General features: G+C 62.3%; 17 protein-coding genes and 4 pseudogenes. 7 read left to right on the top strand and 14 right to left on the bottom strand.

Features of this window, described 5'->3' with window-relative positions; translation table 11 throughout:
* Window positions 1-52 precede the first annotated feature (52 nt).
* The 5 genes and pseudogenes from ABQJ48_RS19790 to ABQJ48_RS19770 form a co-directional block, all read right to left on the bottom strand.
* On the bottom strand, window positions 53-1,387 hold the full coding sequence (locus tag ABQJ48_RS19790) for a glutamine synthetase family protein (RefSeq protein ID WP_367839695.1): 1,335 nt from the start codon (window positions 1,385-1,387) through the stop codon (window positions 53-55).
* A gap of 74 nt (window positions 1,388-1,461) precedes the next feature.
* A pseudogene (locus ABQJ48_RS19785) lies at window positions 1,462-1,554 on the bottom strand (gamma-glutamyl-gamma-aminobutyrate hydrolase family protein); the annotation flags it as partial.
* Window positions 1,555-1,951: 397 nt separating this feature from the next.
* Complete coding sequence (locus tag ABQJ48_RS19780) at window positions 1,952-2,173, bottom strand: hypothetical protein (protein WP_367839694.1); 222 nt, start codon at window positions 2,171-2,173, stop codon at window positions 1,952-1,954.
* A gap of 467 nt (window positions 2,174-2,640) precedes the next feature.
* Window positions 2,641-3,669 carry a VTT domain-containing protein gene (locus ABQJ48_RS19775; RefSeq protein ID WP_367839693.1) on the bottom strand — a complete coding sequence of 343 codons (1,029 nt, stop codon included), beginning with the start codon at window positions 3,667-3,669 and terminating at the stop codon, window positions 2,641-2,643.
* A 452-nt stretch (window positions 3,670-4,121) separates the two neighbouring features.
* Complete coding sequence (locus ABQJ48_RS19770; RefSeq protein WP_367839692.1) at window positions 4,122-4,538, bottom strand: cupin domain-containing protein; 417 nt, start codon at window positions 4,536-4,538, stop codon at window positions 4,122-4,124.
* Between the two features lie 208 nt (window positions 4,539-4,746).
* Here ABQJ48_RS19770 and ABQJ48_RS19765 point away from each other — a divergent pair, with 208 nt between their 5' ends.
* Window positions 4,747-5,349 carry a peroxidase-related enzyme gene (locus ABQJ48_RS19765; protein ID WP_367839691.1) on the top strand — a complete coding sequence of 201 codons (603 nt, stop codon included), beginning with the start codon at window positions 4,747-4,749 and terminating at the stop codon, window positions 5,347-5,349.
* A 92-nt stretch (window positions 5,350-5,441) separates the two neighbouring features.
* Here the strand turns inward: ABQJ48_RS19765 and ABQJ48_RS19760 are convergent.
* The 4 genes and pseudogenes from ABQJ48_RS19760 to ABQJ48_RS19745 all read right to left on the bottom strand — a co-directional run.
* Window positions 5,442-6,024: pseudogene (locus tag ABQJ48_RS19760) on the bottom strand (class II aldolase/adducin family protein); the annotation flags it as partial.
* A 130-nt stretch (window positions 6,025-6,154) separates the two neighbouring features.
* Complete coding sequence (locus ABQJ48_RS19755) at window positions 6,155-6,289, bottom strand: hypothetical protein (protein WP_367839690.1); 135 nt, start codon at window positions 6,287-6,289, stop codon at window positions 6,155-6,157.
* A 109-nt stretch (window positions 6,290-6,398) separates the two neighbouring features.
* Window positions 6,399-8,834, bottom strand: coding sequence for a hybrid sensor histidine kinase/response regulator (locus tag ABQJ48_RS19750; protein WP_367839689.1), 2,436 nt, complete (start codon window positions 8,832-8,834; stop codon window positions 6,399-6,401).
* Between the two features lie 349 nt (window positions 8,835-9,183).
* Window positions 9,184-10,146, bottom strand: coding sequence for a DUF4238 domain-containing protein (locus ABQJ48_RS19745; protein WP_367839688.1), 963 nt, complete (start codon window positions 10,144-10,146; stop codon window positions 9,184-9,186).
* A gap of 784 nt (window positions 10,147-10,930) precedes the next feature.
* Here ABQJ48_RS19745 and ABQJ48_RS19740 point away from each other — a divergent pair.
* A pseudogene (locus tag ABQJ48_RS19740) lies at window positions 10,931-11,138 on the top strand (3-hydroxyacyl-CoA dehydrogenase family protein); the annotation flags it as partial.
* An 18-nt stretch (window positions 11,139-11,156) separates the two neighbouring features.
* On the opposite strand, the gene ABQJ48_RS19735 reads toward ABQJ48_RS19740, so the two are convergent.
* Both ABQJ48_RS19735 and ABQJ48_RS19730 read right to left on the bottom strand, forming a co-directional pair.
* A complete protein-coding gene (locus ABQJ48_RS19735) occupies window positions 11,157-11,762 on the bottom strand; it encodes a hypothetical protein (protein WP_367839687.1) in 606 nt (201 codons plus the stop codon).
* 214 nt (window positions 11,763-11,976) lie between these two features.
* Complete coding sequence (locus ABQJ48_RS19730) at window positions 11,977-12,222, bottom strand: hypothetical protein (RefSeq protein ID WP_367839685.1); 246 nt, start codon at window positions 12,220-12,222, stop codon at window positions 11,977-11,979.
* Window positions 12,223-12,515: 293 nt separating this feature from the next.
* Here ABQJ48_RS19730 and uxuA point away from each other — a divergent pair, with 293 nt between their 5' ends.
* The 3 genes from uxuA to iolB all read left to right on the top strand — a co-directional run bounded on the left by uxuA (window position 12,516) and on the right by iolB (window position 15,939).
* On the top strand, window positions 12,516-13,574 hold the full coding sequence (uxuA, locus tag ABQJ48_RS19725; RefSeq protein WP_367839684.1) for a mannonate dehydratase: 1,059 nt from the start codon (window positions 12,516-12,518) through the stop codon (window positions 13,572-13,574).
* The gene (locus ABQJ48_RS19720) at window positions 13,561-15,039 is read left to right on the top strand and encodes a mannitol dehydrogenase family protein (RefSeq protein WP_367839683.1); all 1,479 of its coding nucleotides are present in this window, start codon (window positions 13,561-13,563) and stop codon (window positions 15,037-15,039) included. The genes uxuA and ABQJ48_RS19720 overlap by 14 nt, the downstream gene beginning before the upstream one ends.
* A gap of 69 nt (window positions 15,040-15,108) precedes the next feature.
* Window positions 15,109-15,939, top strand: coding sequence for a 5-deoxy-glucuronate isomerase (gene iolB, locus ABQJ48_RS19715; RefSeq protein ID WP_367839682.1), 831 nt, complete (start codon window positions 15,109-15,111; stop codon window positions 15,937-15,939).
* A gap of 16 nt (window positions 15,940-15,955) precedes the next feature.
* On the opposite strand, the gene ABQJ48_RS19710 is transcribed toward iolB, so the two are convergent.
* Entirely contained in the window at window positions 15,956-16,951 is a 996-nt protein-coding gene (locus ABQJ48_RS19710) for a LysR substrate-binding domain-containing protein (RefSeq protein WP_367839681.1), read from the bottom strand.
* A 184-nt stretch (window positions 16,952-17,135) separates the two neighbouring features.
* On the opposite strand from ABQJ48_RS19710, the gene ABQJ48_RS19705 reads away from it, so the two are divergent.
* Together ABQJ48_RS19705 and ABQJ48_RS19700 are read left to right on the top strand one after the other, a co-directional pair.
* A complete protein-coding gene (locus tag ABQJ48_RS19705) occupies window positions 17,136-18,302 on the top strand; it encodes a M24 family metallopeptidase (protein WP_367839680.1) in 1,167 nt (388 codons plus the stop codon).
* Window positions 18,303-18,392: 90 nt separating this feature from the next.
* Window positions 18,393-19,778, top strand: coding sequence for an MFS transporter (locus tag ABQJ48_RS19700; protein ID WP_367839679.1), 1,386 nt, complete (start codon window positions 18,393-18,395; stop codon window positions 19,776-19,778).
* A gap of 67 nt (window positions 19,779-19,845) precedes the next feature.
* On the opposite strand, the pseudogene ABQJ48_RS19695 reads toward ABQJ48_RS19700, so the two are convergent.
* Window positions 19,846-20,710 (bottom strand): annotated as a pseudogene (locus ABQJ48_RS19695) (fumarylacetoacetate hydrolase family protein); the annotation flags it as partial.
* Window positions 20,711-20,756: 46 nt separating this feature from the next.
* Window positions 20,757-21,977: a glycoside hydrolase family protein gene (locus tag ABQJ48_RS19690; RefSeq protein ID WP_367839678.1), complete on the bottom strand. Its 1,221-nt coding sequence runs from the start codon at window positions 21,975-21,977 to the stop codon at window positions 20,757-20,759.
* Between the last annotated feature and the right edge of the window lie 142 nt (window positions 21,978-22,119).

The raw sequence follows: 22,119 nt of genomic DNA, 5'->3' as shown, positions 1-22,119 counted from the left end.
TTTTGCATGGGTGAATCACGTCTTGAAACCGGGCCTTTTCTTCGACCCCGCCTCACACGTGCAGCAGCAAATGCCGGCGTTCCCATGAACTGATGACTCGGAAAAACGCCTCGTATTCGGTTTCTTTCAGAGCAAGGTAGGCTGTGACGAACTTGTCCCCGAGAACTTCGGCGAGCGGCTCGCACGAGGCCATCAGCGTCATGCCTTCTTCCAGATTGCGCGGTAACTGGTACGGCAATGCGTAGCCGTCACTGAGCAGCGGCTCGGTCGCATCGAGTTGCTGCACGATGCCAAGGTAGCCCGCGGCCAGCGTCGCGGCGATCGCCAGATACGGATTGCAGTCCACGCCCGGAATGCGGTTTTCGATGCGGCGCGCAGCCGGCGCCGAATGCGGAATGCGAAAGCCCACCGTGCGGTTGTCGTATCCCCACGCGACGTTGATCGGCGCGGCCATGAAACGCGACAGGCGGCGATACGAGTTGATGTACGGCGCGAAGATCGGCATGAGTGCCGGCGTGTACTTCTGCAAGCCGGCGATGTAGCTCGTGAACAGTGAAGTCGGCTTGCCGTCGGCGCTGGTGAACAGGTTGCGGCCGGTTTCTGCGTCGACGAGGCTTTGATGCAGATGCATGGCCGAGCCCGGTTCGCCCTCCATCGGCTTGGCCATGAAGGTTGCGTACATTTTGTGGCGCAGCGCCGCTTCACGCACCGTGCGTTTGAACAGGAACACGCTGTCGGCGAGCTTTAACGGATCGCCGTGCATGAAGTTGATTTCCATCTGCGCGGCGCCCACTTCGTGAATCAGCGTGTCGACTTCCAGTTCCTGAACCTCGCAGTACTCGTAGATGTCTTCGAAGAGCGGATCGAATTCGTTGACGGCTTCTATCGAATACGCCTGGCGCCCTGTTTCCGCACGACCCGTGCGGCCGATCGGCGGTTGCAGCGGCAGGTCGGGGTCGCGGTTCATGTCGACCAGGTAGAACTCCAGCTCCGGCGCGATCACCGGCGTGAGGCCCTTCGCCTCGTACAGTTCGAGCACGCGGCGCAACACGCGGCGCGGCGAGATGGCCACCGGCGTGCCGTCGAAATGGACGCAATCGTGAATCACCTGGGCGGTGGGATCGACCGCCCACGGAATCATCCGGATCGTGCTGGCGTCGGGCACGCACACCATATCCGGGTCGGTGACGCCGGTCAGAGAACCGTCGGCCGGATAGTCCCCAGTGACGGTCTGAATCATCACCGCCTGCGGCAGGCGCATGGACTCGCCGGACTCGAACTTGCTGCGCGGAATGATCTTGCCGCGCGAGATCCCGGCCATATCGGGAATGATGGCTTCGATTTCGGTGACGTGGTGCTTTTTCAGAAATTCGTCGATGTCTTGCATGATTGTTCTCTCTGTTTTAGCGTGGGTAACGCTTGGGCATGCGTCGCGGCTGATGCTGCGCCACAGCCGGCCCATGTGGCGTCGCGCGCGGCGTCGTGCAGTGTGCCCGCATAGCGACGAGGCTCAACCTTCGAATAACTGCCGGTGAACAGCCGACCGTCGACGGTGATGCCGATCAAGCGTTTCGTTCGCATAACGAAATATGTTGGCGTGCGTCGGAAGGCACGATATAAAAACAGTTAATCATGGCGCGACACAATCCGATTGCCGCGCAAAACGCAGGATCTCGGGATCGTGCTGGCGTGCGTCGTCAACGCAAGGCGGCCGCGACTGCTAACGGAATGAGCCATTCGATCTTGATTCGCCGCCTACGCAGCCGCGCCGCACAACGGCACAACCACACCAGCGCAAAGGCGCAAAGGCGCAGGCACACCAAGGGCGAACGTTCACAGGCGGCACAGCACCGCAGACGCGAACGTGCGGCTGCGAAGCGCGCGCTGATGCCAACGCCAATGCGGATGCTTGGCCACGCGGACGAATCGAACGGAGAAAAAGTGGAAGGCGCTACGGCAGCAGCGAAGCGACTTCGTCTGTACGCACCGCAATGAACGCGCGTGCGGAAGTGGCGTTACGACGTCGAACCGAACGGCGCGACAGGATCGGGAAGACAGACAGGAAGCGGCGGAACGCAAGGCTGCCGCTGCTGCCGTTGGGGATGGCGCTGTCAGCGCGCAAACCATGCGCGTCACTGCGGTTCCATCTCACCAAAGGGCCTCGGACTCTCACGATTACACTCGACTGGCGACGTTGAAGCATTGCGCGGCCTGCTCGAAATCCGCAACAGGATCAGGAAACAGGCCACCGGGATGATCGTCTTGAACTGCGCGAGCTAAATTCGCTGCATTGCAAAGCGTTGAGCGACGCGCGCGACGACCGCCTGATAGTCAGCATATACCAGCCAATAAGGCAGTCAATCCCTTTCGGAAAAGATTGATCGGGACTTTCCCGATTGTGTCGGGTGAATCAGCGCGCTCTTTAAATGAGCATCGTATTTTTATGTTTAGGAATGCTTTACTGAAATAATCCGGCGACGCGATGATGGATGGGTTGCCTGGAATATTGAAAATGCGTTCAAAATGCGTACTGGCCCGCACGGAAGGCCGTGCGCATGGAATGGCCAATGACCGCATCGCCGGAAGCCGTCACGCGCGCCGCAAGCGTGTCGCCGCCTGGTGCACGCATCGTCGCGCGGATCAACGCGACGACTTGGCCAGTCTCGCGCGCACCGTGTATTCGCCTTCACCGCCTTTATCCTCGGTCAAATGCGCCATTGCGGTATGGAAGTCGGGCGGCAACGGCTCGACCGGATAGCCCCGTTTCTCCCAGGCGTCCAGCCCGCCCTTGAGCGCGCGGATATGGTGAATATTCTTGCGATGCAGCTGGCTGACGATGCGCTTGGCGGTCGCTTCGTTGGGACACACGCAATAGACGACAATCGGCCGCTCGAGCAACTCGGGAGGAATCGGGTCCGGTGAATCGAGATCCAGCCGCCGCGCACCGGCAATCCGGTGCGACTCTTGCTCGCGCACGCTGGGCGGACGTGCATCGAAAATCAGCGGCGGATCGTCGGATTTCATCATCGCGTCGAGCTGGTCCGGCGTGATGCGCGTATGCGCGAGCCAGCGGCGAAACTGCCAGCGGCGCACACAACGGTAGAGCAGCGCGGCTGCGAAGATCGCCGCGAACGCGTCGAATATCGTGCCGCCGTTTTGTCGCACGAGGAGTAGCAGTTGCACGATCTGATGGTGCAAGGCGGCGCCGCCGATCACCCACACGCTGGCCCACAACGTGGCGCCAACCAGGTCCCACCACAGAAAGACGCCGACGCTGATGGCGGTCGTGCCGAGCAAAGGCGCGGAGACCAAGCCTAGGCCCGGCAGAAATTTGGCGACGGTCAGAATGGGCGCGCCGTAGCGTTCATACGTGTTGCGCGTAACGCGAACGGTCGTGTCCAGCGACAACGAGAAGCGCACCAGATAGTTCAAAAGGCGCCGGCCATATGCGCGTCCGGTGAAAAACCACAGCGAGTCGGCGATCAGCGTCGCGCCGACCGCAGCGCCTACGACGTCGACATACGAGGTCTGTCCCATAGCGGCCATCGTTCCACCGAAGATCAGCATCGGCGCCGCCGGAAGCGGCAGGCCGAGCTGGGTGACGAGCACGCTCATGAAGACGGCCCATACGACCAGCGAGGGTGGAATAGCAACCGGAAAATGCCACACGACCGCGCTCCTGAGATGCAGTGGAAGTCAATGAAATCGGATATCGAATCGCCGGACCTGCACCGGCGTTTGGCGAACACGCCGCATGTTCCGCGCCTGGACGACAGGAGCCGCTGGCCGAGTGAAACGGTGCGCGCGTCGCTTCGGAAAGCGGATTTAAGCATAAGTGGGGAAAGCACGCAGCGAGAAGGGCCGCGCGGGACGGAACGTTTGCCGGGTGGTGGAAGCGATGGGCACACGCGGACGGTGGCGCTCAGATTCGCCTGGCCATCGTGTTCGCAGGGGCTGGTTTGCGGCGTGCTGAAGGGCCAATCGCAAGGGCCAACTGCGAGAGCCAACTGCGAGAGCCAACTGCGAGAGCCAACTGCGAGAGCCAACTGCGAGAGCCAACCGCGAGAGCCAACTGCGAGAGCCAACTGCGCATTCGAACCGCGGCAATGCCTCCCGTCAGCTCAGGCATCCACCGCCGGGTCATACGGCACCACACGTTCCTGCTCGTCCGCATGGTTGCGCGCCACGATCGCTCGCGCGGCGGTGGTGTCGTCGAGATTGAATGGCTGATGGGGCACGCCCGGAGGAATGAACAGAAAGTCCCCCGCTTCCGTGATGACCGAGTCGCGCAGACCCGGCCCATAGCGGGTCTCGATTCTGCCTTCGAGCTGGTAAATCGCGGTTTCGTAGTCCGCGTGAAAATGCGGCTCGGCGTGGCCGCCGGGCGGCACCACCACCATGTACATCGACAAGCCCGTACTGCCCGCCGTGCCCGCGGAAATACCCACGAAGTAGGGAAGCCGCTGGGTCGTCGCGATCTCCCGGTCGGGCCGCACTTTGACGACGGTGGCCCGCGCGCCGCGCAAAACGTCTGACATGATGGCTCCCTCGATCACTGCGATGACTCCGACGCTCGCCGCTGTCCGGCACACGCCCCTTGACCAGAAAGTCTAGACGATAGCGGCGTCGATGTCGGCGTTTGTCGAGCACAACGCCCCGCGCGGCTGGCGTCAGCACGCCTCACGGGGCGTGGGCCCCGTTGCTACAATCAACTTCATGCCCACACTGACATAACGGAGACATCGCATGGCAAATGCTCAGCCCATCAGCCGCTATCCCGTGCCGGAGCCTGGCGCATGGCCGGACGATATCCGCGCGCGCATCCTCGACGTGCAGGAGAAAGCCGGCTTCGTTCCGAACGTGTTTCTGACGCTGGCACATCGCCCCGACGAATTCCGCGCTTTCTTTGCGTACCACGACGCGTTGATGCTGAAGGAAGGCGGCCTGACCAAAGGCGAGCGCGAGATGATCGTGGTCGCGACCAGCGCGGTGAATCAGTGTCTGTATTGCGTGGTCGCGCACGGCGCGATTCTGCGCATCTACGAGAAGGCGCCGCTGCTCGCCGACCAGATCGCCGTCAACCATCGCAAGGCGGATCTGAGTCCGCGCCAGAAGGCGATGCTCGACTTCGCGCTCAAGGTCTGCCGCGAATCGGGCTCGGTCGGCGAAGCCGATTTTCAGACGCTCCGCAAGCACGGCTTCAGCGACGAAGACGTGTGGGACATCGCGGCAATCACCGCGTTTTTCGGCTTGTCCAACCGCATGGCCAACGTCATTTCGATGCGGCCGAACGACGACTTTTATTTGATGGGGCGTGTGCCAAAGACGCCCGAGGCGCCGGGCAAGTAGCGGATGGTGCATCGCCATTGAGCGCTGTAGGCGTGCGCTGACGGTGGTTCCATATTTCTTGAAGTGCAAGAGAGCGGCCGATCGGGCGTCCGTTATGTCCGATAGCTGTCGTCGCTGCGGTCAAGCTTGCGCAGCAGAGCCGGCCAAACGAACATACCGCCCAGTCCTCCTGTTTGATGGCGTGCCGCCTCTTCTACGCTTTCGATGATCTGAGCGTCAACCACCGTCAACTCGCTGCCGCCTGACAGAGCGTCAAGCTGGATCTGGCACGTTGTCTCGAAGCCGTACATTGCGAGGAAGGCATCGGCGATCGTCAGTCCCACGGTCAGCAATCCGTGATTCCTCAGCATCAGGAACCTCGCGTCGCCGAGGTCCGCCGCCAGGCGAGGCTTCTCGTCGTCGCGAAGCGCAATGCCTTCGTAGTCGTGATACCCGAGCGATGCCAGCACGATGGTCGATTGCTGCGAGATCGGCAGGACTCCCGCCTTCTGCGCGCTTACTGCTACGCCTGCCCGAGTATGGGTGTGCAGAACACACTGCGCATCCTCACGTGCCGCATGTATCGCGCTGTGAATCACGAAGCTGGCGCGGTTCACCGGGAATAGCGAGTCGCTGACCTTGTTGCCGCAGCGATCCACCAATCAGCGACGATGCAGTGATTTCATCGAACATCATCGAACCGGCGCAGCATTTTCTACGTCTGGAACGACGAATTATCGGCTGTTCGTGTGGACGAGTTCAAGCTCGTGATAAAAGAAAGCGCAGGTCGCGGAGGCGTTCACGCATAAGGGCTATAACGGGGGCTTTAGTTGACGATGCGCTGGAAATCGCCGAGCAAACTGAGATCTGGCAAAGCCCTCATCGGCCGCATGCCGACGCAGTTCGATCGGAACCGTGCGGCCGCTAATTCACCAGATACCGAGCGCGTACTGCCGGCCATGAGCGGTCCTTTGCGGCTGCATCGCGAACGTCTCTTGATGAGAGCGGACCCGCCGTATTCACGACGCCATCGAGCTGACCGGCGATTCGTAGGCCAGCCATTTGATTCCTCAACCAGTACTTTCGCTCGCCTTGTCGGTCGTCGCGGACTGTGCATCACCGGCAGAACGGCTGGCCGGTCGCCTGCTGGTCGGTTGAAGGGCGACAAGCAACTGATCAAGCGTAAAGGGCTTGCGCAGCGCCGACCATTCGAACCCGAACCTCTCGTGGTCCGGGACAGCGTTTCCCGAAGCGAAAATGATCCGAAGTTCCGGGCGGATGGCAAACGCGCGTCGCGCCAGCTCGGTGCCTGACATATCTGGCATGACGACGTCGGTGAGCAGGACATCGAAGTCGTTTCCGTCAAGCGCGTTCAGCGCCTGGGCCGCACTTGCCGCGCCCTGCGGACGCATCCCGACCAGCGCCAACAGTTCGCAGATTGCCTCGAGCGACGCGGCGTCGTCTTCCACGACCAGGATGCGCAGGCCGCCCCCGTTTCCGGCTGCCCCAGGCCCGTTACCCGCATGGTTTCCGGCTGCGCCCGCTTCGCTCGCCTTTTTATCGCTAGGGCCGAGCACCTGCCGCACTTTGGCGGCGAGTTGCTGACGGCTGTATGGCTTGCTCAGCAGCTCCACACCCGGGTCCAGTCGGCCGCCGTGCACAATGGCGTTCTGTGTGTACCCGGAAGTAAAAAGAACCTTCAGCCCCGGCAACATCGCAACTGCCCTCCGAGCCATTTCGGGACTGCGCAGGACACCTGGCATCACCACGTCGGTGAACAGCAGATCGATGTGCACGCCGCTCGCCACGACGGTCAGCGCCTGCTCGGCGTCGTTGGCCTTGAGCACCGCATAGCCGAGGCCTGAAAGCAATTCCACGACCGTCGACTGAACCTTCAGGTCGTCCTCCACGACCAGAATCGTCTCGTTGCCGTGCTTCAAAGCGGCGGGCGTGGCCGCTCTGGTTTCAACTGCCGCGCCGGACGAACGCGGCAGATAGATCCTGACGGTCGTTCCTTCGCCGATCTCGCTGTAGAGGCGGATGTGCCCGCCGCTCTGCTTGACGAAGCCGTACGCCATGCTCAGGCCCAGCCCCGTACCTCGACCCTCGGGCTTCGTGCTGAAAAACGGATCAAAAGCGCGGGCCATCACCTCCTGGCTCATGCCGGTTCCGGTGTCCGTGACGGCCAGCATCACATACTGGCCGGCGGCGACGTCGGGAACCGAGGACACGTATTCGTCGTCGAGCGTCGCATTCGAAAGCTCAAGAGTGAGCTTGCCGCCATCGGGCATTGCATCGCGGGCATTGATCGCGAGGTTGAGGATCACGTTTTCAAACTGATTCGGGTCGACAATCGTATTCCACAGCCCCCCCGCCACTACGGACTCGATCTCAATTGACTCACCCAGCGCCCGTCGCAGGAGGTCGTCGAGCGATCGGAGCTGACGCGCAGGATTGACAACGACCGGGGCAAGAGGTTGCTGTCGACCAAATGCAAGCAGCTGCGATGCGAGCTTCGCGCCGCGGTCCACTGCGTCGATCGCGTTACGGAGCCGCTCGGCGCTCCATTGATCGCGGCCATGCCTGCCTTCGAGCAGCTCCAGGTTGCCCCGCAGCACCTGCAGAACGTTATTGAAGTCGTGTGCCACACCGCCCGTGAGTTTGCCCAGCGCTTCCATCTTCTGCGCCTGGAACAGTTCGCTCCGCGTTTGCTCAAGTAGCTGGGCTGCCCGCCGTCGCTCGGTAATGTCCCGCGTGACTTTTGCAAATCCCACCAGCTGTCCATCCTCATAGATGGCATCGATAATGACGTGCGCGAAAAATCGGCTACCGTCGCGCCGTACGCGCCAGCCTTCGGCCTCAAAACGGCCCTCCCGTCTGGCCGTCTCTAGTCCCCGGAAAGGGACACCCGCTGCCACATCCTCGGGGGTGTAAAACCGGGAAAAGTGCGAACCAACGATCTCGCCTTCGGTGTACCCCTTAATCCGCCGTGCGCCCGAATTCCAGCTGGTGATGTGCCCATCGGGCGAGAGCATGAAGATGGCATAGTCGGTGACACCCTGAACCAGCAGGCGGAAGCTCCGTTCGCTTCTGAGTACCGCGTCGTGGGCGGTCCTTTTGTCACTGACGTCGGAGATCACCTTGCCGAATCCAATAAGCTGCCCCCGGCTGTCGCGCAGTGCCGTTATGACGACGTTTGCCCAGAACGGCGTCCCGTCTTTGCGCAGGCGCCAGCCCTCGATGGCATATCGTCCGGCCTCGGCCGCGGCCCGTAGCGCTGTCTCGGGGGTACCCGCAGCGCGGTCCGCCTCGGAAAAGAGGACGGAATAGGGCTGTCCGATAATCTCGTGAGGCCGATAGCCCTGGATGCGTTCGCCGCCGGGGTTCCAGGTCAGGACAATGCCTTCGGGCGAGACGGCGAAGATCGAATAGTCCTGGGTGGATTCAGCCCAGAGCCTGAGCCAGACAGAGCTGAATGCGGCAGGTTGTGGGTCAATGTCGTCCATTTATCGGGGTTGTCTAAGCGTTCGGGACGGCGTCCGTGAAGAAGAAACTACGGACACGCAATAAACGGACCCAGCGCCGACTTATTGATCACGTACACTTTCACCGGGATCTTCTGATGGCGCGGACGCGGAAGTATTCGGGGCTCACCCCATGCGTTCGGATTTTCGCAGAAATGGAGTCTGTCTATGTCTCACACGGCTGTTCGCAGCTTGCTGTCGACAGTCGCGCCGCGCTCTCGGCGCCGGTTCGACTCGTTCATGCACGTTGCGCGCGATCTTGACTTAAGCCTGGCGCGTGCCGCTCGCGCAGGGAAAGCCCCACGTGACAGTCAAGGCTTAACAGCCACCATCATGGTCCCAGCAACATAGACAATAGATCGAATCCATAGCGCATAACAAAGTGCTGGTCTAAAAACCGGAACCTATCATTCTCCGCGTAGATTCGTCGGTCCGCATAAAAAATTGTCCGCGAATTGATACCGGCGACCGCATCGGCTGGCAGTTCGATCGCATCAACGCGGTCATCGAATCGCCCGCGGATGACCAGGCTTTTTGAAAGCGTACAAAACACTGACGTACCTTTAAGTCCCAACCCCGGAGGGTAGAATCCGCCCTCCATTTCTTTATCATCCCAGCATAGCGTGACGGGGCGATCCGAAGTCGCGAACCCACCTGATCCAGGCGCAGCCCTCGCAACAAACCAGCTACGTCGATTCAGGAGCTTGTACACCGTCATCAGGGACTTGAGTTCCTGTTCAACGTATCCAGTCGTGGGCGCTGCGATGGTATAGTCGCCCCGCTTCACAAACTCCGTGATTTCCTCGTAGGTGAGGTCTGCCGCGCCCTCGACGCCGGCCTCGGCAGCCTTTCTTTTCTGCGATTCCCAACGCCGACGATTTGCAACGGCAGTTTCCATCTGCCTGCGGATTGCCTGTTCCTTAAAGTGACGCATGGCCTCACTGCGGCCCGGATTGCGTACAGCCAGCAGGGCAACCAGTCGGAGAATGATCGCGCGATCGGCGTCATTCTGAAAGTCCCCCTTGGCATCAGTACGGACCAATGCGGAGCTTAGTTTCGACTCAAACTCCGCATAGCTCGAACCGAAAAGTTGAAGATGCTCACCGCCAGTTTCGATCCAGTCGAAATCACGTTCGACCGCGACGTTTTGCAGCGTCGTGAAAAAGGCTTCCGTGACTGTCGAGTCAACGATATAAAGCAGTGATTTGTTGCCCCAGTTATGGGCGAAGCCCGCGAGATAGCACTGAGGCACGTAAAGATGGTTGCGGACCTGACCGCCTTCCTTGTTTTCCATGGCATGTTCGTGGTTTGGCGTCTAACGCCACAGTTGCCTGGCAAGGACAACGCCCTCCAAGGCAGTCACGTACCGCTGGCAAATGCGGCGGAATGCAGCGTCGTAGCGCCCCGCGATCGCCGCTATTACACATGGCGTCGCAACCAGCGAACGAACCAGTGAATTGCCCCAGCAGAGCGAATGACGGTGTAGTCGAGTTCCCATCGAAGTGTGCCATCGGATGGTATGTGATCTAAACGATTGGGTCGGGGAATCTATTCCTCTTTCGCGCAGGCCCTGCCAAGTGGATGCGGAAGGGCGCCGGCATTAAGAGCTGCATTAAAAGCCTCGGAAAAAAAGCCGCAGCCATCGCTGCGGCCACAAACACACACACGCCGAGCGTCCGGATATAAACCGCGGTCCTGAGTGCGAATCGGCCCAGCACCACATTGTTACGCACGGGGAATAAGGCGCCGGAGCGCCACGTTTATGACTATGTCGACGCCTGCGTTCGCGATGAACCGCGCGACGCGTCCGCCATGCACCGGCGGTTCAGCATCTTCGGTAATAGCGCGGTTAATGCCTCGCTGGATATTCCTCCACGGGATTTCCTGCGAGCTTCCCCACGAGGAGTGACCATGAAGCGGCTTCGGCTAGTTCTTGCGTGTCTCGTTTGCCTCGGAATGGCCGCGGTTTCAGGATCCGCGGCCGCGGGCGGTGATATGAATCAAGGCGGCAACGGCGCGTCTAGCAGTTCAACCAATTCCTCAGGCGGCGGTTACTGATCGACACACGCCGAACAACCAGGATCCTCGTGTCAATGATCAACGAGCCGTCCTTCGTGCTGGCCGAGGGCGTGGCGAGCGCCGCGGAGATCGACGCGGGCATGGAGCTCAGCCCAATTCATCCGATCGGCACCGCTCACCTCGCGGACCCGATCAGCTCGACGTCTGCCGTGTGGTGAATGGAGGTGCTCGGCAAAGGATCTCGGCGACCCGAAGCAACGCCCGTGTCGTTCGTTCGACGCCCACTCAACCGTCTGGCGGTTCCGTTGGCACCCGCGCCCATCCGCCGGGACACGCCTTGACATAAGGGTAATAGCCTTCTGGTCTGGCGCAGTAATAGTAGTAGGCCGCTTGCGGCGCGACGCCTCTGCCCGATTCCGGCTGCCCATCCTGCCCTTGCTCGATGTACTGGGTCGCATCGGCCGGGTATGCGCCGGCCGTCACAGGCCAGTAGGGGTAGTAGTACGAATATGGATAGGGGTAGAACGGGTACGGATAGCCATAGACGAAGCCCGGGCCGAAAAAGAAGCCGACCGCCACGTGGCAGCAGCCCCCGTGGAAGTGGCCCCCGTGGAAGTGGCCGTCGTGGAAGTGGCCGTCGTGGAAGTGGCTGTCGTGGAAGTGGCTGTCGTGGAAGTGCCCGCCGTCCCAGCCGCCGCCGTGGCCTTGGGCCGCGCCACCACCCCAGCCACCGCCGTGACCCACGGGCGCGCCGCCACCCCAGCCGCCGCCGTGATAGAAGCCGCCGCCGCCAGCCCAACCACCGCCGCCACCGCCGTGGCCCATGGCGGCGCCACCGGCGGCCGACGCCGCCAATACCAGCAACAGCCGGCGCACTCTGCGCACGTTCATGATGCTCACTCCGAGAGTCCGCGCCGATTCAGATTGGCCCGTCGGGCGATGGAACCTTGCCCGGGTCCACGCTGGCCGGAATCAGGATCGGCCCACTCAAGTTTATGAATCCACGCCGGCAATAAGGTCCAATACGCCGAGCATGGATTTCATTACGCCATCTCTTGCGTCACCGCATCCCCGTCGGACACAGTAAACGATCGGCGACGACCCATTATTCCTCGGCCATGGTCGCTCTCCTGCTCACGCCACTGAGATGCCGGCCCGGCACGAGCTCGTACATGGTGGCCCAGCACGCCTGCGACGACGCCGTGCGAAACATCACGGCGCATGCTGTCGTTGCCGGCTTCTGCGGGATGATCGCGCTGCGGCTCGCTTCGACGGTGGTGCTGCTGCCGGGGGCTTGGGGTTCGAGCGCGATCAACGAACTGCCGTATGTGCGGCCGTGTGCTGAAGACATGGACGCTTGGGAACGCGTGGGCGCACGGGGGGAACTTCGACAGCTGCCTCGGTGATGCCGCGAGTTCAGGTATTCCATAATCATATACATAGAGCATTTTTCTTCATTATAAAGGCATGGCGATCGTCGTTAGTATGCAGAGGCTTGACTGCTCCCCCGCGTGGACCCGACAGGCGCCCGGCGTCGATACGCCGCGTCGCCGCGCTGGACCAGCGCGGAAAGGCCGAACAAACCATTCACTGATACGCAGCGTCATTGAGGGCGCGGCGAGCGTGTGAGGAGGAGACCTGAACGTGAAAATGACCTTTCGCTGGTATGGCGAGACCGACCCCGTGCCGCTCGCTTACATCCGTCAGATCCCCGGCATGGTCGGGGTCGTCTCGGCGATCTATGACGTGCCTGTGGGCGAGGTGTGGCCGATCGACAGGATCCTGTCGCTGAAAGAGAAGATAGAGGCTCACGGCCTGACGCTGGAAGTGATCGAAAGCGTGCCGGTGCACGAGGACATCAAGCTCGGCAAACCGACGCGCGACGCGTTCATCTCCAACTACGGGCAGACGCTGCGTCACCTCGGCGCCTGCGGTGTGAAGGTGGTCTGCTACAACTTCATGCCGGTTTTCGACTGGACCCGCACCTCGCTTGAAATGCCCCTGCCTGATGGATCGACGACGCTCGCGTTCGACACGCAAGCGATCCGCGAGCTCGACGTCAGCCATGGTATCCAGCTGCCCGGCTGGGACGCGAGCTATCGGCCCGAGCAATTGAAAGCCCTGTTGCGCGACTACGAAGCGCTTGACGAAGCCGGTCTCTGGGCCAATCTCGACTACTTCCTGCGCGCGATTATTCCGGTGGCCAAAGAAGCCGGCATCAAGATGGCGATCCACCCCGACGATCCGCCGCGGCCGATTTTCGGGCTGCCGCGCATCGTGAAGAATCGTGCGGACCTGCAGCGCGTGCTGGCTATCGTCGACGATCCGGCCAATGGCCTGACGCTGTGTTCGGGGTCGCTGGGCGCGGACCTGCAGAACGATATTCCGGCACTCGTGCGCGAGTTCGGCGGGCGCGGCCGGATTCATTTTGCACACCTGCGTAACGTGCAGACCAATGCGGCGGGCGACTTTCATGAGACCTCGCATCGCTCGGCCGACGGCTCGCTCGACATGGCGGAAATCGTCAAGGCCTATTTCGAAACCGGCTTTGAAGGCTATGCAAGGCCGGACCATGGGCGAATGATCTGGGGCGAAACGGGCCGCGCCGGCTATGGGCTGTTCGACCGCGCGCTGGGTGCGGTCTACCTGAACGGCATCTGGGAAGGGCTCGCCAAACATCCGGCCGATCATGCGGCTGAGTAACGCCGCCTTGCCTTCGCTGGCGGCGAGCGCTGCTGGCGAGGTCGTCGTTCCCGGCTACGATCGCGCGAGCCTCGCACCGGGCATTGTCCATCTGGGCCTCGGGGCGTTTCATCGCGCGCACCAGGCCGTGTACACGGAGCACACGTTGCGCGCGGGCGATCACCGCTGGGGCATCGTCGGTGTGTCGTTGCGACATGCGGACACGTCGGAGGCGCTCACTCCGCAGGATCATCTGTATGCCGTAGATGTGCGCGACGGCACCGCGGAGTCGGTGCAGGTAGTCGGTGCGCTGATCGCTTCGCTGGTCGCGCCGCAATCGCCCGCCGCCGTGCTCGATGCGATGGCCGATCCGCGCTGCCATATCGTCAGCCTGACGATCACAGAGAAAGGATATTGCCGCAGTCCGGCCAGCGGCGCGTTGCAATTCGATCATCCCGACATCGCCCATGATCTGCGCGAGGCCGCCGCGCCGCGTAGCGCGATCGGTTTCGTCGTGCGTGCGCTGGCGCTGCGCCGCGCGGCTGGTCAGGGCCCGTTTACCGTGCTGTCGTGCGACAACCTGCCGTCCAACGGCGATACGATGCGCGCGTTGACGCTGGCGTTCGCGCGCCAAACGGATCCTGTGCTGGCCGACTGGATCGAGCGGGAGGGCGCATTTCCCAATACCATGGTGGATCGGATCGTGCCGCTTACCACCGAGGCCGATCGCGCGCGCGTAGCGAAGCAACTCGGCGCCGACGATGCCTGGCCGGTGATGACCGAGCCGTTTTCGCAATGGGTGATCGAGGACCGCTTCGCGGGACCGCGGCCGGCGTGGGAGCGCGCAGGCGCGACGCTCGTGGGTGACGCGCGTCCTTATGAGCAGGCCAAATTGCGGATGTTGAACGGCGCGCACTCGGTGCTCGCGTACCTCGGGTCGCTGATCGGCTATGACACCGTCGATCAGGCGATCGGTGCGCCGTCCGTGCTGAACTTTGTCGAAAGCATGTTGCGCGACGAGGTGGAGCCGACGCTGTCGCGCCCCGCTTTGGCTAGCTATCGCGCTGAACTGTTCACGCGTTTTCGCAACACCGCGCTAGATCACCGCTTGCAACAGATCGCGACCGACGGCTCGCAGAAACTACCACAGCGCTGGCTGGAAAGCGTGCGCGCCAACTTGAAAAGCGGCGCGCCGACCGAACGTCTTGCGTTTGCGCTGGCCGGCTGGATAGCGTACCTCAGCGGTCAGGACGAGACAGGGCGCACCTACGCGATCGCGGATCCCCTGGCCGACACGCTGACCGAGGCGGTCCGCTCGACCTGGCACGCGGATGCCGTTGATGCGGTAGAAACACTGTTCGAAATCGAGTCGATTTTCGGATGCGATCTGTGTGCACAGCCGCGCTTCGTCGCGCAAGTCGCACGCCATCTGGCAGCGATTCGCGCACAAGGCGTCGTCAAAGCCATGAACGCTTGTACCGCTTAAGGTCATGCACGTTGTCGCAGCGACCGCCGCGTTCTGTCGAGTAGCAGTCCTGAACAACCGGAGGAAAACATGAGCAAGCTGCTCGTCAAACCGTCAAAGCATGCCGAAGACGGCCAGATCATCCATATCACGCCGGCAAGCGCCGGCTGGAAATACGTTGGCTTCGATGTTTTCGACCTGAAGGTCGGCGCCACGGTCACGCAGGATACAGGCAATCGCGAAGTCGTGATCGTGCTCGTCAAGGGGCACGCAATAGTCGGTTGCGAAGGACTCGCGAGCCGCGAGATCGGCGCACGGATGTCGCCGTTCGATGGCGCGCCGTGGTCCATGTACGTGCCGCCGCATACGCGCTACACGATCGTGGCCACGGACGACGTCGAACTCGGAATTTGCTCCGCGCCCGCGAAGGGCGGTCTGCCGCCGCGCTTCATTGCACCTGACGAGGTCAAGCAGGAAACCCGCGGCGCTGGCGCCAATCTGCGTCACGTGCGCCACATCCTTCCGGAAACCGAGCCGGCGGAGAGCTTGCTGATGGTGGAATCGGTGACGCCGGCGGGCAACTGGTCGAGCTATCCGCCGCATCGGCACGATACCGACGATGGCGAGCAGCAGACCTATCTTGAGGAAACCTATTACCACCGCGTCTCGCCGCCTCAGGGCTTCGCGATTCAGCGCGTCTATACCGACGACCGCGGTCTCGACGAAACGCTTGCGGCGTACGACAAGCATGTCGTGCTGGTGCCGCGCGGCTATCACCCGGTTGCCGCCGCGCACGGCTACGACCTCTACTACCTGAATGTGATGGCCGGTCCGCGCCGCGCCTGGCACGTACATAACGAGCCGGCTCATGAATGGCTACTACAACCTGGCGCAACCGTCGCGGTGGACGGCGCGCGCTGAGTCCCGTTGCGGTAAGTCAGTCGCTGTCGGCGTCGGGGCCTTGGGTGTCGAATCCGGCGGCCTCGCGCAGCGCTTGCAGCATCGCCCGCGCACCCGGCGAGAGCCTGTCGCCGCGCCGGGTGACGATGCCCGCCGGTCCAAGCTTCAGATCGAGTTCGAACGGGAGCGGTTCGAGCGCGCCGGCAATGCAATACGGCCGCACCGGCTCACGCGCAAGCGGCGCGATCATATCGCTCATCTGCAGCAGACTCGTGATGACAGGCAGCGATGAGCTCTCGACCACATCCGTCGGCAACGCGAGCTGCCTTTCGAGAAAAAGTTGCGTGAACTGATTGCGCATGACGTTGCCTTTGGGCGGCAGAATCCATGTTTGCGGCGCCAGTTCGTTCCAGCTCAGAGTCTTGCGCTTGACGAGCGGGTGGCCAACGCGTGCGAACAGCGCGTGCTGCGCTTCTGCGAGCGGGGCGTAGTGCAGTTCCGCAAGATCGTCCGGATTGCGGATTCGGGCGACGATCATATCCAGCTTGCCTTCCTGTAGACGCTGCACCAGCACCTCGCTGAACTCCATCTCGATGTTGATGCGAATCTGCGGAAAGCGCTTCTTCAGCAGCGCCACGGCCTGCGGCACGAGGTTGGTGGCCGCCGTGACCTCGGTGCCGATCATCGCCTGCCCGGTCAGGCCGGCTTTGAGCGCGGACACTTCGTCGTACGCGTGCCGCAACTCCGCCAGCACGCTGCGCGCATGGCGGATCAGCACTTCGCCGTACCAGGTGGGCTCGACACCGCGCGGATGCCGCTCGAACAACGGCACACCCATAGTCTCTTCCAGTTCCCGCAGCAACTTGGTCGCCCCGGGTTGGGTCATGTGCGCGGCGTCCGCCGCGCGCAATACCGAGCGGTGGGTGTCGAGCTGAACGATCAGGGCCAATTGGCGAGTCTTGAGGCGCGTGGGGTCGAAGCGGCCCGTCGCGATGGCCCCCGCGCCGTTGTCCCGAGGATTGGCCGAGGTCACGATGTCGTCTCCATGTATTCCGTATCGATATATATTTTGCGCTATTTTTCATTATAAAAGCATATCGATCGATTCTACTATGGAGCATACGCCCTGCATTCCAAGGCGGGCGGTTTCCCACCATGGGTATCGAGACCGGCTGCATCCAGCATCCGCATGCAGCCGCACAGGAGACGAAGAAGCAATGAACATCCGTACCGCAGACATCCCGCCGGAAGGCATCACTACCGACGAGTTCCTCGGCCGCGTCGCCAAGGTCCGCAGCGCACTCGACAAGGCGGGCCTGGTCGGCCTGCTCGCCTTCGGCGATTGCTGGCGTGGCGCGAACATCGGCTACTTTACCGAATTCCGCCCGCTCGACGGCGTATCGGACATTGCCAACGCGATCCTGCTGCTGCCGGTGGACGGCGATCCCGTGCTGTTCGTGTCGGATCAATGTTTCGATTACGCGACGAGCGTGACCGCGTTCGAGGTGCGCAGCCTGCGTGAAGTCACGCAACAGGTGCAGGCATTTTCGGCGCGGCACCGCAGCGGCACGGTCGGCCTCGCCGGCGCCGCCTATATCCCCGCGGACCTGTTGCAGCGCCTGAACGCCGGTCTCGGCGAACTGAAGCTCGAGCCGACGATGGTGCTGGCCGAAATCAAGGCGATCAAGAGCGAGGCCGAGGTCGCGCTGATGCGCAAAGCCGCCGCCTTGACCGATTCGGCGATGGCCGCGATTCGCGACGCGCTCGCGGACGGCCGTCCCTACACCGAGCGTGAACTCGCGTTGATCGCTGACCGTGCGATGCTCGCGGGAGGAGCGGACCGGACCGCGTTCGATTCGATGGTGCAATCCGGTCCGCGCTCGGCCTATAACCTGGCGCGCCCCACCGACCGCATCCTGCAACCGGGCGACCTGATCATGACCGACATCGGTGCGCGTTATCGTGGGTACGTGGCCGATGGCGGACGCGGTTTCACCTACGGTCCGGCGAATCCCGAAAAGATGGCGATCGTCGCCGCAGCGGCGCGCGCAGTTGAAGCAGGGCTGGCCGCCGCGCGTCCGGGCATGGCGGCCATGGAACTGAACGCGGTGATCCAGCAGGCGCTGGTGAAATCGAACTACGAGCAATACTCGAGCGAAGCGCGCGGCCATGGCACCGGTCACGGCACCGGCATGGACCCGGAGGAAGAAGCGCCGTGGATCGGGCCGGGCAACAAGACCGTGCTCCAGGAAAACATGGTCTTTACCCTGAAGGCGACGATCACGGTGCCGAACGTCGGCGGTTTGCGCACGGAACGTATCGTGCGGTTAACTTCGGGCGGCGTCGAAACGCTCGACCAGTTCCCGATGGAACTGCACTGGTGAGCGCAGTGAATTGATCGCAACTGCGGGCGGGGACCCACGCCGCCGACCCGCAGCAGTTCAAAACATAGATTCCCAGAGAAGGGAGGAGACATGAACATATCGCCCGTTTCATCCGGCAACGCGCCGGTTATCAGCCGCTCGGCCGTCAACCGTGTGCTGGTCGCTTCGGTGGTCGGGACCGCCATCGAGTGGTACGACTTTTTTCTTTATGCCACCGCTTCGGCGCTGGTCTTCGCCAAGCTGTTTTTCCCCTCGTTCGATCCGATGGTCGGCACCATCGCGGCGTTCGGCAGTTTTGCGGTCGGCTATCTCGCACGGCCCTTCGGCGCCGTGTTTTTCGGGCACTTTGGCGATCGCATCGGACGTAAGGCGACGCTCGTCGCGACGCTGACGATCATGGGCGTGGGCACTTTCGTGATCGGCCTGCTGCCGACTTACGCCTCGATCGGCGTCTGGGCGCCGATCCTGCTGGTCGCGATGCGCTTCCTGCAAGGGCTCGGCGTCGGCGGCGAATGGGGCGGCGCGGTGCTGATGGTGGTCGAAACGGCGCCGGTCAGGAAACGTGGCTTCTTCGGCGCATTCCCCCAATTGGGCGTGCCGCTCGGACTGATGCTCTCGACCGCGGTGTTCAAAGCCGTCTCGAGTCTCCCGTCAGACGCGTTCTATTCATGGGGATGGCGCCTCCCGTTTCTGCTGAGCGTCGCGCTGATCGCGGTCGGCCTGTTCATCCGCCTGCGCGTCATGGAGTCGCCGGTATTCGAGCAGATCAAGGCGAGCAAGCAGGTCGTGAAGGCGCCGCTGATCGAATTGCTGCGCCGGCATCCGAAAGACCTCGTGCTGACGATCGGCACGCGCTTCGCGGTCGACATCACCTTCAACGTGATCAACGTGTTCGTGCTGGTATACGGAACGACGCGGCTCGGCTTGTCGCGTGGACTGCTGCTGAACGCCATCATTGTGGGCTGCGCGTTTGCACTGATCACGCTGCCGCTGTTCGGCAAACTGTCGGACGTTATTGGACGCCGGACCGTCTTCATGCTCGGCGCGGTGTTCGTGGCGATCTATGGATTCGCGTTCTTTCCGTTGCTTGAGACACGCAATCCAACCTTGATTTTCGTGGCGTACGTCTGCGGTATCGCGTTGAGCCAGGCGTCGGTGTACGGCGTGCAATCGACGTGGTTTGCGGAACTGTTCGGGACGCGGGTGCGCTATACGGGTGCTTCGCTGCCGTATCAGATCGCCGGCATCATCACGTCAGGACCGACGCCATTGATCGCCACCTATCTGTTCGCGACGTATGGCCAGACGCTGCCCATTTCGATCTATATCGCGGCGACAGGGTTGCTGAGCCTGGTGTGCGCGTTTTTCCTCGCCGAGACGTTCAAGCGGGATCTGTACGCAGAGCCGGAAGATGAGGCGGCCGCAGCGCTGGGCGCGCGTGCGTCCGCGCACTCGCCGCATCCCTTGTCGCGGTGAGCGCAAAACGATCCGGCTGCTATGCCACAGGAACGGCCCACCATGGCAGCAGTGCGGTCGAGGGGGGAGTGCCGAGGAACAGCATGAAGCCGTCGGGATACTGGTGATGCGGGCCGGCAGTCTGGGCGACGAGTTCCTCTGGGTCACGGCTGATCTCGCGCATGTGGCTCACGCCTTCGAGAATGAATCCGTCGTCCGCGCCTTCTATCCTGAGCGACACGCTGGCCGCCCGCCCCGAGTCCATCGTGAAGCGATCATCGAACAGCCGGATAAAAGGACCGATCGCGCATGAGCCGTTGTTGTCTTTCGCTTTGCCCAGCAGCAACGCACTGCGCCCCTCGATGTCGCGCAGATTGACGTCGTTGCCGAGGGTTGCACCGACGATCGTTCCGCGGCTGTTTACCGCCAGCACAATTTCCGGTTCGGGATTGTTCCAGCGGGAGGCCGGGTGCAGCCCAACGTCGGCGCCGTAACCGACTGCCGACATCGGTTGCGACTTGGTGAACACCTCTGCGTCAGGCCCAATGCCGACCTCCATATATTGCGACCATGCACCGCGCCGTTCCAGTTCCCGCTTCAGACTGTCGGCAGCCGGCGTGCCCGGGCGAATCCTGGAGAGATCAGTGCCAATCAGTTGCGCGATCGTCGCGCGCACCGTGTCGGCTTGCGTCGCGTCGCCCGCAGCCTGTTCTTCAATGACCCGTTCGAGCAGGCTCACGGCAAAGGTCACGCCGCATGCCTTGATGGCCTGAAGATCGCATGGCGCGAGCAATGCGTGGCCGATGTTCTCGACGGGGCCGAGCGCAGACCTGACCGGCACGAACAACGACGACCGACGGCCCGTCGATCGGCGCGTTTCGCCAGATGCGTCCGACCAGCAGGTCATCGGGTAGGTCAGCAGGTACGAAATGCGGAAGTTCGTTCGATATCATGGACGGACTGGCTAGCGAGGGTTGCGAACCGCGAGGGAGGGGCGCTTCAGGCGAGCGATACGCGTTGCGTGCCGGGCCGAAGCTTGCCTGGCAACATCACGCGACTCAGCGCTTCGGCGAAGAAGAAATCGCCGAACATCGTCGCGCCGTCGACGCCTTCATTGTGCGGCTTCGAATAGCAGGAATTCCTCAGGAGTCCGCGCTGCGCAGGTTCGTGGGCAAACTCGTCACGACACAGAGCTTCGAGCATCGCAAGTCCGTGTTCGCGCCAGCGAACCGCCCCGGCAGGATCGGGATGCAGACGGCCCATCTCGATCAGCGCTGACGCCATCACCGCTGCTGCGGCCGTGTCCTTGATTTCCGCGTCCGCGCCGGTGGCGTCGAAATCCCACGGTGGCACCAGACGTCCATCGAGCCGGCGCAGATAGTACGCCGCCAGGCGTCCTGCAAGATCCAGCCAGACGCGCTTGCCGGTTTCACGCGCCGTGTTCACGTAGCCATAGACGGCCCACGCCTGGCCCCGACTCCACGCCGATTCGTCGAATGCGCCCTGAAAAGTGTAGCCGCGCCGGCGCACACCGGTTGTCACGTCGTACTCGACCGCGTGGTAAGTCGAATCGTCGGGGCGGATAAACGCCTTCGCGGTCATGACGGAGTGCGCTTCGGCGGCGAGGCGATAACTGCCGTCCCCGGAATGGTTCGCCGCCCAGTAAAGCAACGATAGATTAGCCATCGTGTCGATAGCTGAGGCGCTGCGTCCGCGCGGATCGTCGAGCGGGCCCCAGGAAGCGAGATAGGCGCCACTGTGCGTGGTGACAAGACGGGCGCGCAATTTGTCCGCGGCTTCCATTGCGATTTGCGCGTACCACGGGTCGCGGGTGATTTCATAGCCGGGCACCGCGCTGCTGTCGAAGATGAAGCCGATGTCGTGCGTGTTAGGGTCCTGCGCTCGCTGGGCGACGAGGCGCATGCGCTCGCGGGCCCACGAGAGGTATTTGTGCTGACCGGTGTGCAAATACGACGTCAGCAGAAGTCCGACCCAGAACCCGCAAAACCAGTTGCCGTGGCTCCAGGCTGAACCGCTGTAGCCTGCGGACAGCGACGCCGGAAGCAGCACCCACTTTCCATCGGTCGCCGTGATCTGAGGGAATTCGACGCCGAGCGTCGGCTCGTCCTCTGCAACTTTGGCCGCCATGCGGTCGAGGATACCGGTGAAGAGGGCGGACCGTTCAGAGGACAACCCTTGATCTTGATACGAAGTATTCACGCCTTTTCTCTCCTGATTGCTTTCACGTTTCCCGAGTGACGGGGACACGCAAATTCTAGGAGTGCGGCGGTTCCGAGAGTTAGGACGAAGTGCGGCTTATGTTGGACTTTTCTACTCGCACCGGGCGTGTGTCGTGCCACTG

Source organism: Paraburkholderia suaedae, assembly GCF_040812055.1.
Classification (GTDB): Bacteria; Pseudomonadota; Gammaproteobacteria; order Burkholderiales; family Burkholderiaceae; genus Paraburkholderia.
The sequence above is the reverse complement of the archived record's forward strand: the minus strand, read 5'-3'. Positions and strand labels throughout refer to the sequence as shown.

Coding starts and splice junctions, on each gene's coding strand:
- ABQJ48_RS19735 (WP_367839687.1), bottom strand. CDS start 11,762: ATGAACGTGCGCAGAGTGCGCCGGCTGTTGCTGGTATTGGCGGCGTCG.
- ABQJ48_RS19720 (WP_367839683.1), top strand. CDS start 13,561: ATGCGGCTGAGTAACGCCGCCTTGCCTTCGCTGGCGGCGAGCGCTGCT.
- ABQJ48_RS19755 (WP_367839690.1), bottom strand. CDS start 6,289: ATGGCCGGCAGTACGCGCTCGGTATCTGGTGAATTAGCGGCCGCACGG.
- ABQJ48_RS19705 (WP_367839680.1), top strand. CDS start 17,136: ATGAACATCCGTACCGCAGACATCCCGCCGGAAGGCATCACTACCGAC.
- ABQJ48_RS19745 (WP_367839688.1), bottom strand. CDS start 10,146: ATGGAAAACAAGGAAGGCGGTCAGGTCCGCAACCATCTTTACGTGCCT.
- ABQJ48_RS19770 (WP_367839692.1), bottom strand. CDS start 4,538: ATGTCAGACGTTTTGCGCGGCGCGCGGGCCACCGTCGTCAAAGTGCGG.
- ABQJ48_RS19730 (WP_367839685.1), bottom strand. CDS start 12,222: ATGTCTTCAGCACACGGCCGCACATACGGCAGTTCGTTGATCGCGCTC.
- ABQJ48_RS19765 (WP_367839691.1), top strand. CDS start 4,747: ATGGCAAATGCTCAGCCCATCAGCCGCTATCCCGTGCCGGAGCCTGGC.
- ABQJ48_RS19750 (WP_367839689.1), bottom strand. CDS start 8,834: ATGGACGACATTGACCCACAACCTGCCGCATTCAGCTCTGTCTGGCTC.
- iolB (WP_367839682.1), top strand. CDS start 15,109: ATGAGCAAGCTGCTCGTCAAACCGTCAAAGCATGCCGAAGACGGCCAG.
- ABQJ48_RS19790 (WP_367839695.1), bottom strand. CDS start 1,387: ATGCAAGACATCGACGAATTTCTGAAAAAGCACCACGTCACCGAAATC.
- ABQJ48_RS19700 (WP_367839679.1), top strand. CDS start 18,393: ATGAACATATCGCCCGTTTCATCCGGCAACGCGCCGGTTATCAGCCGC.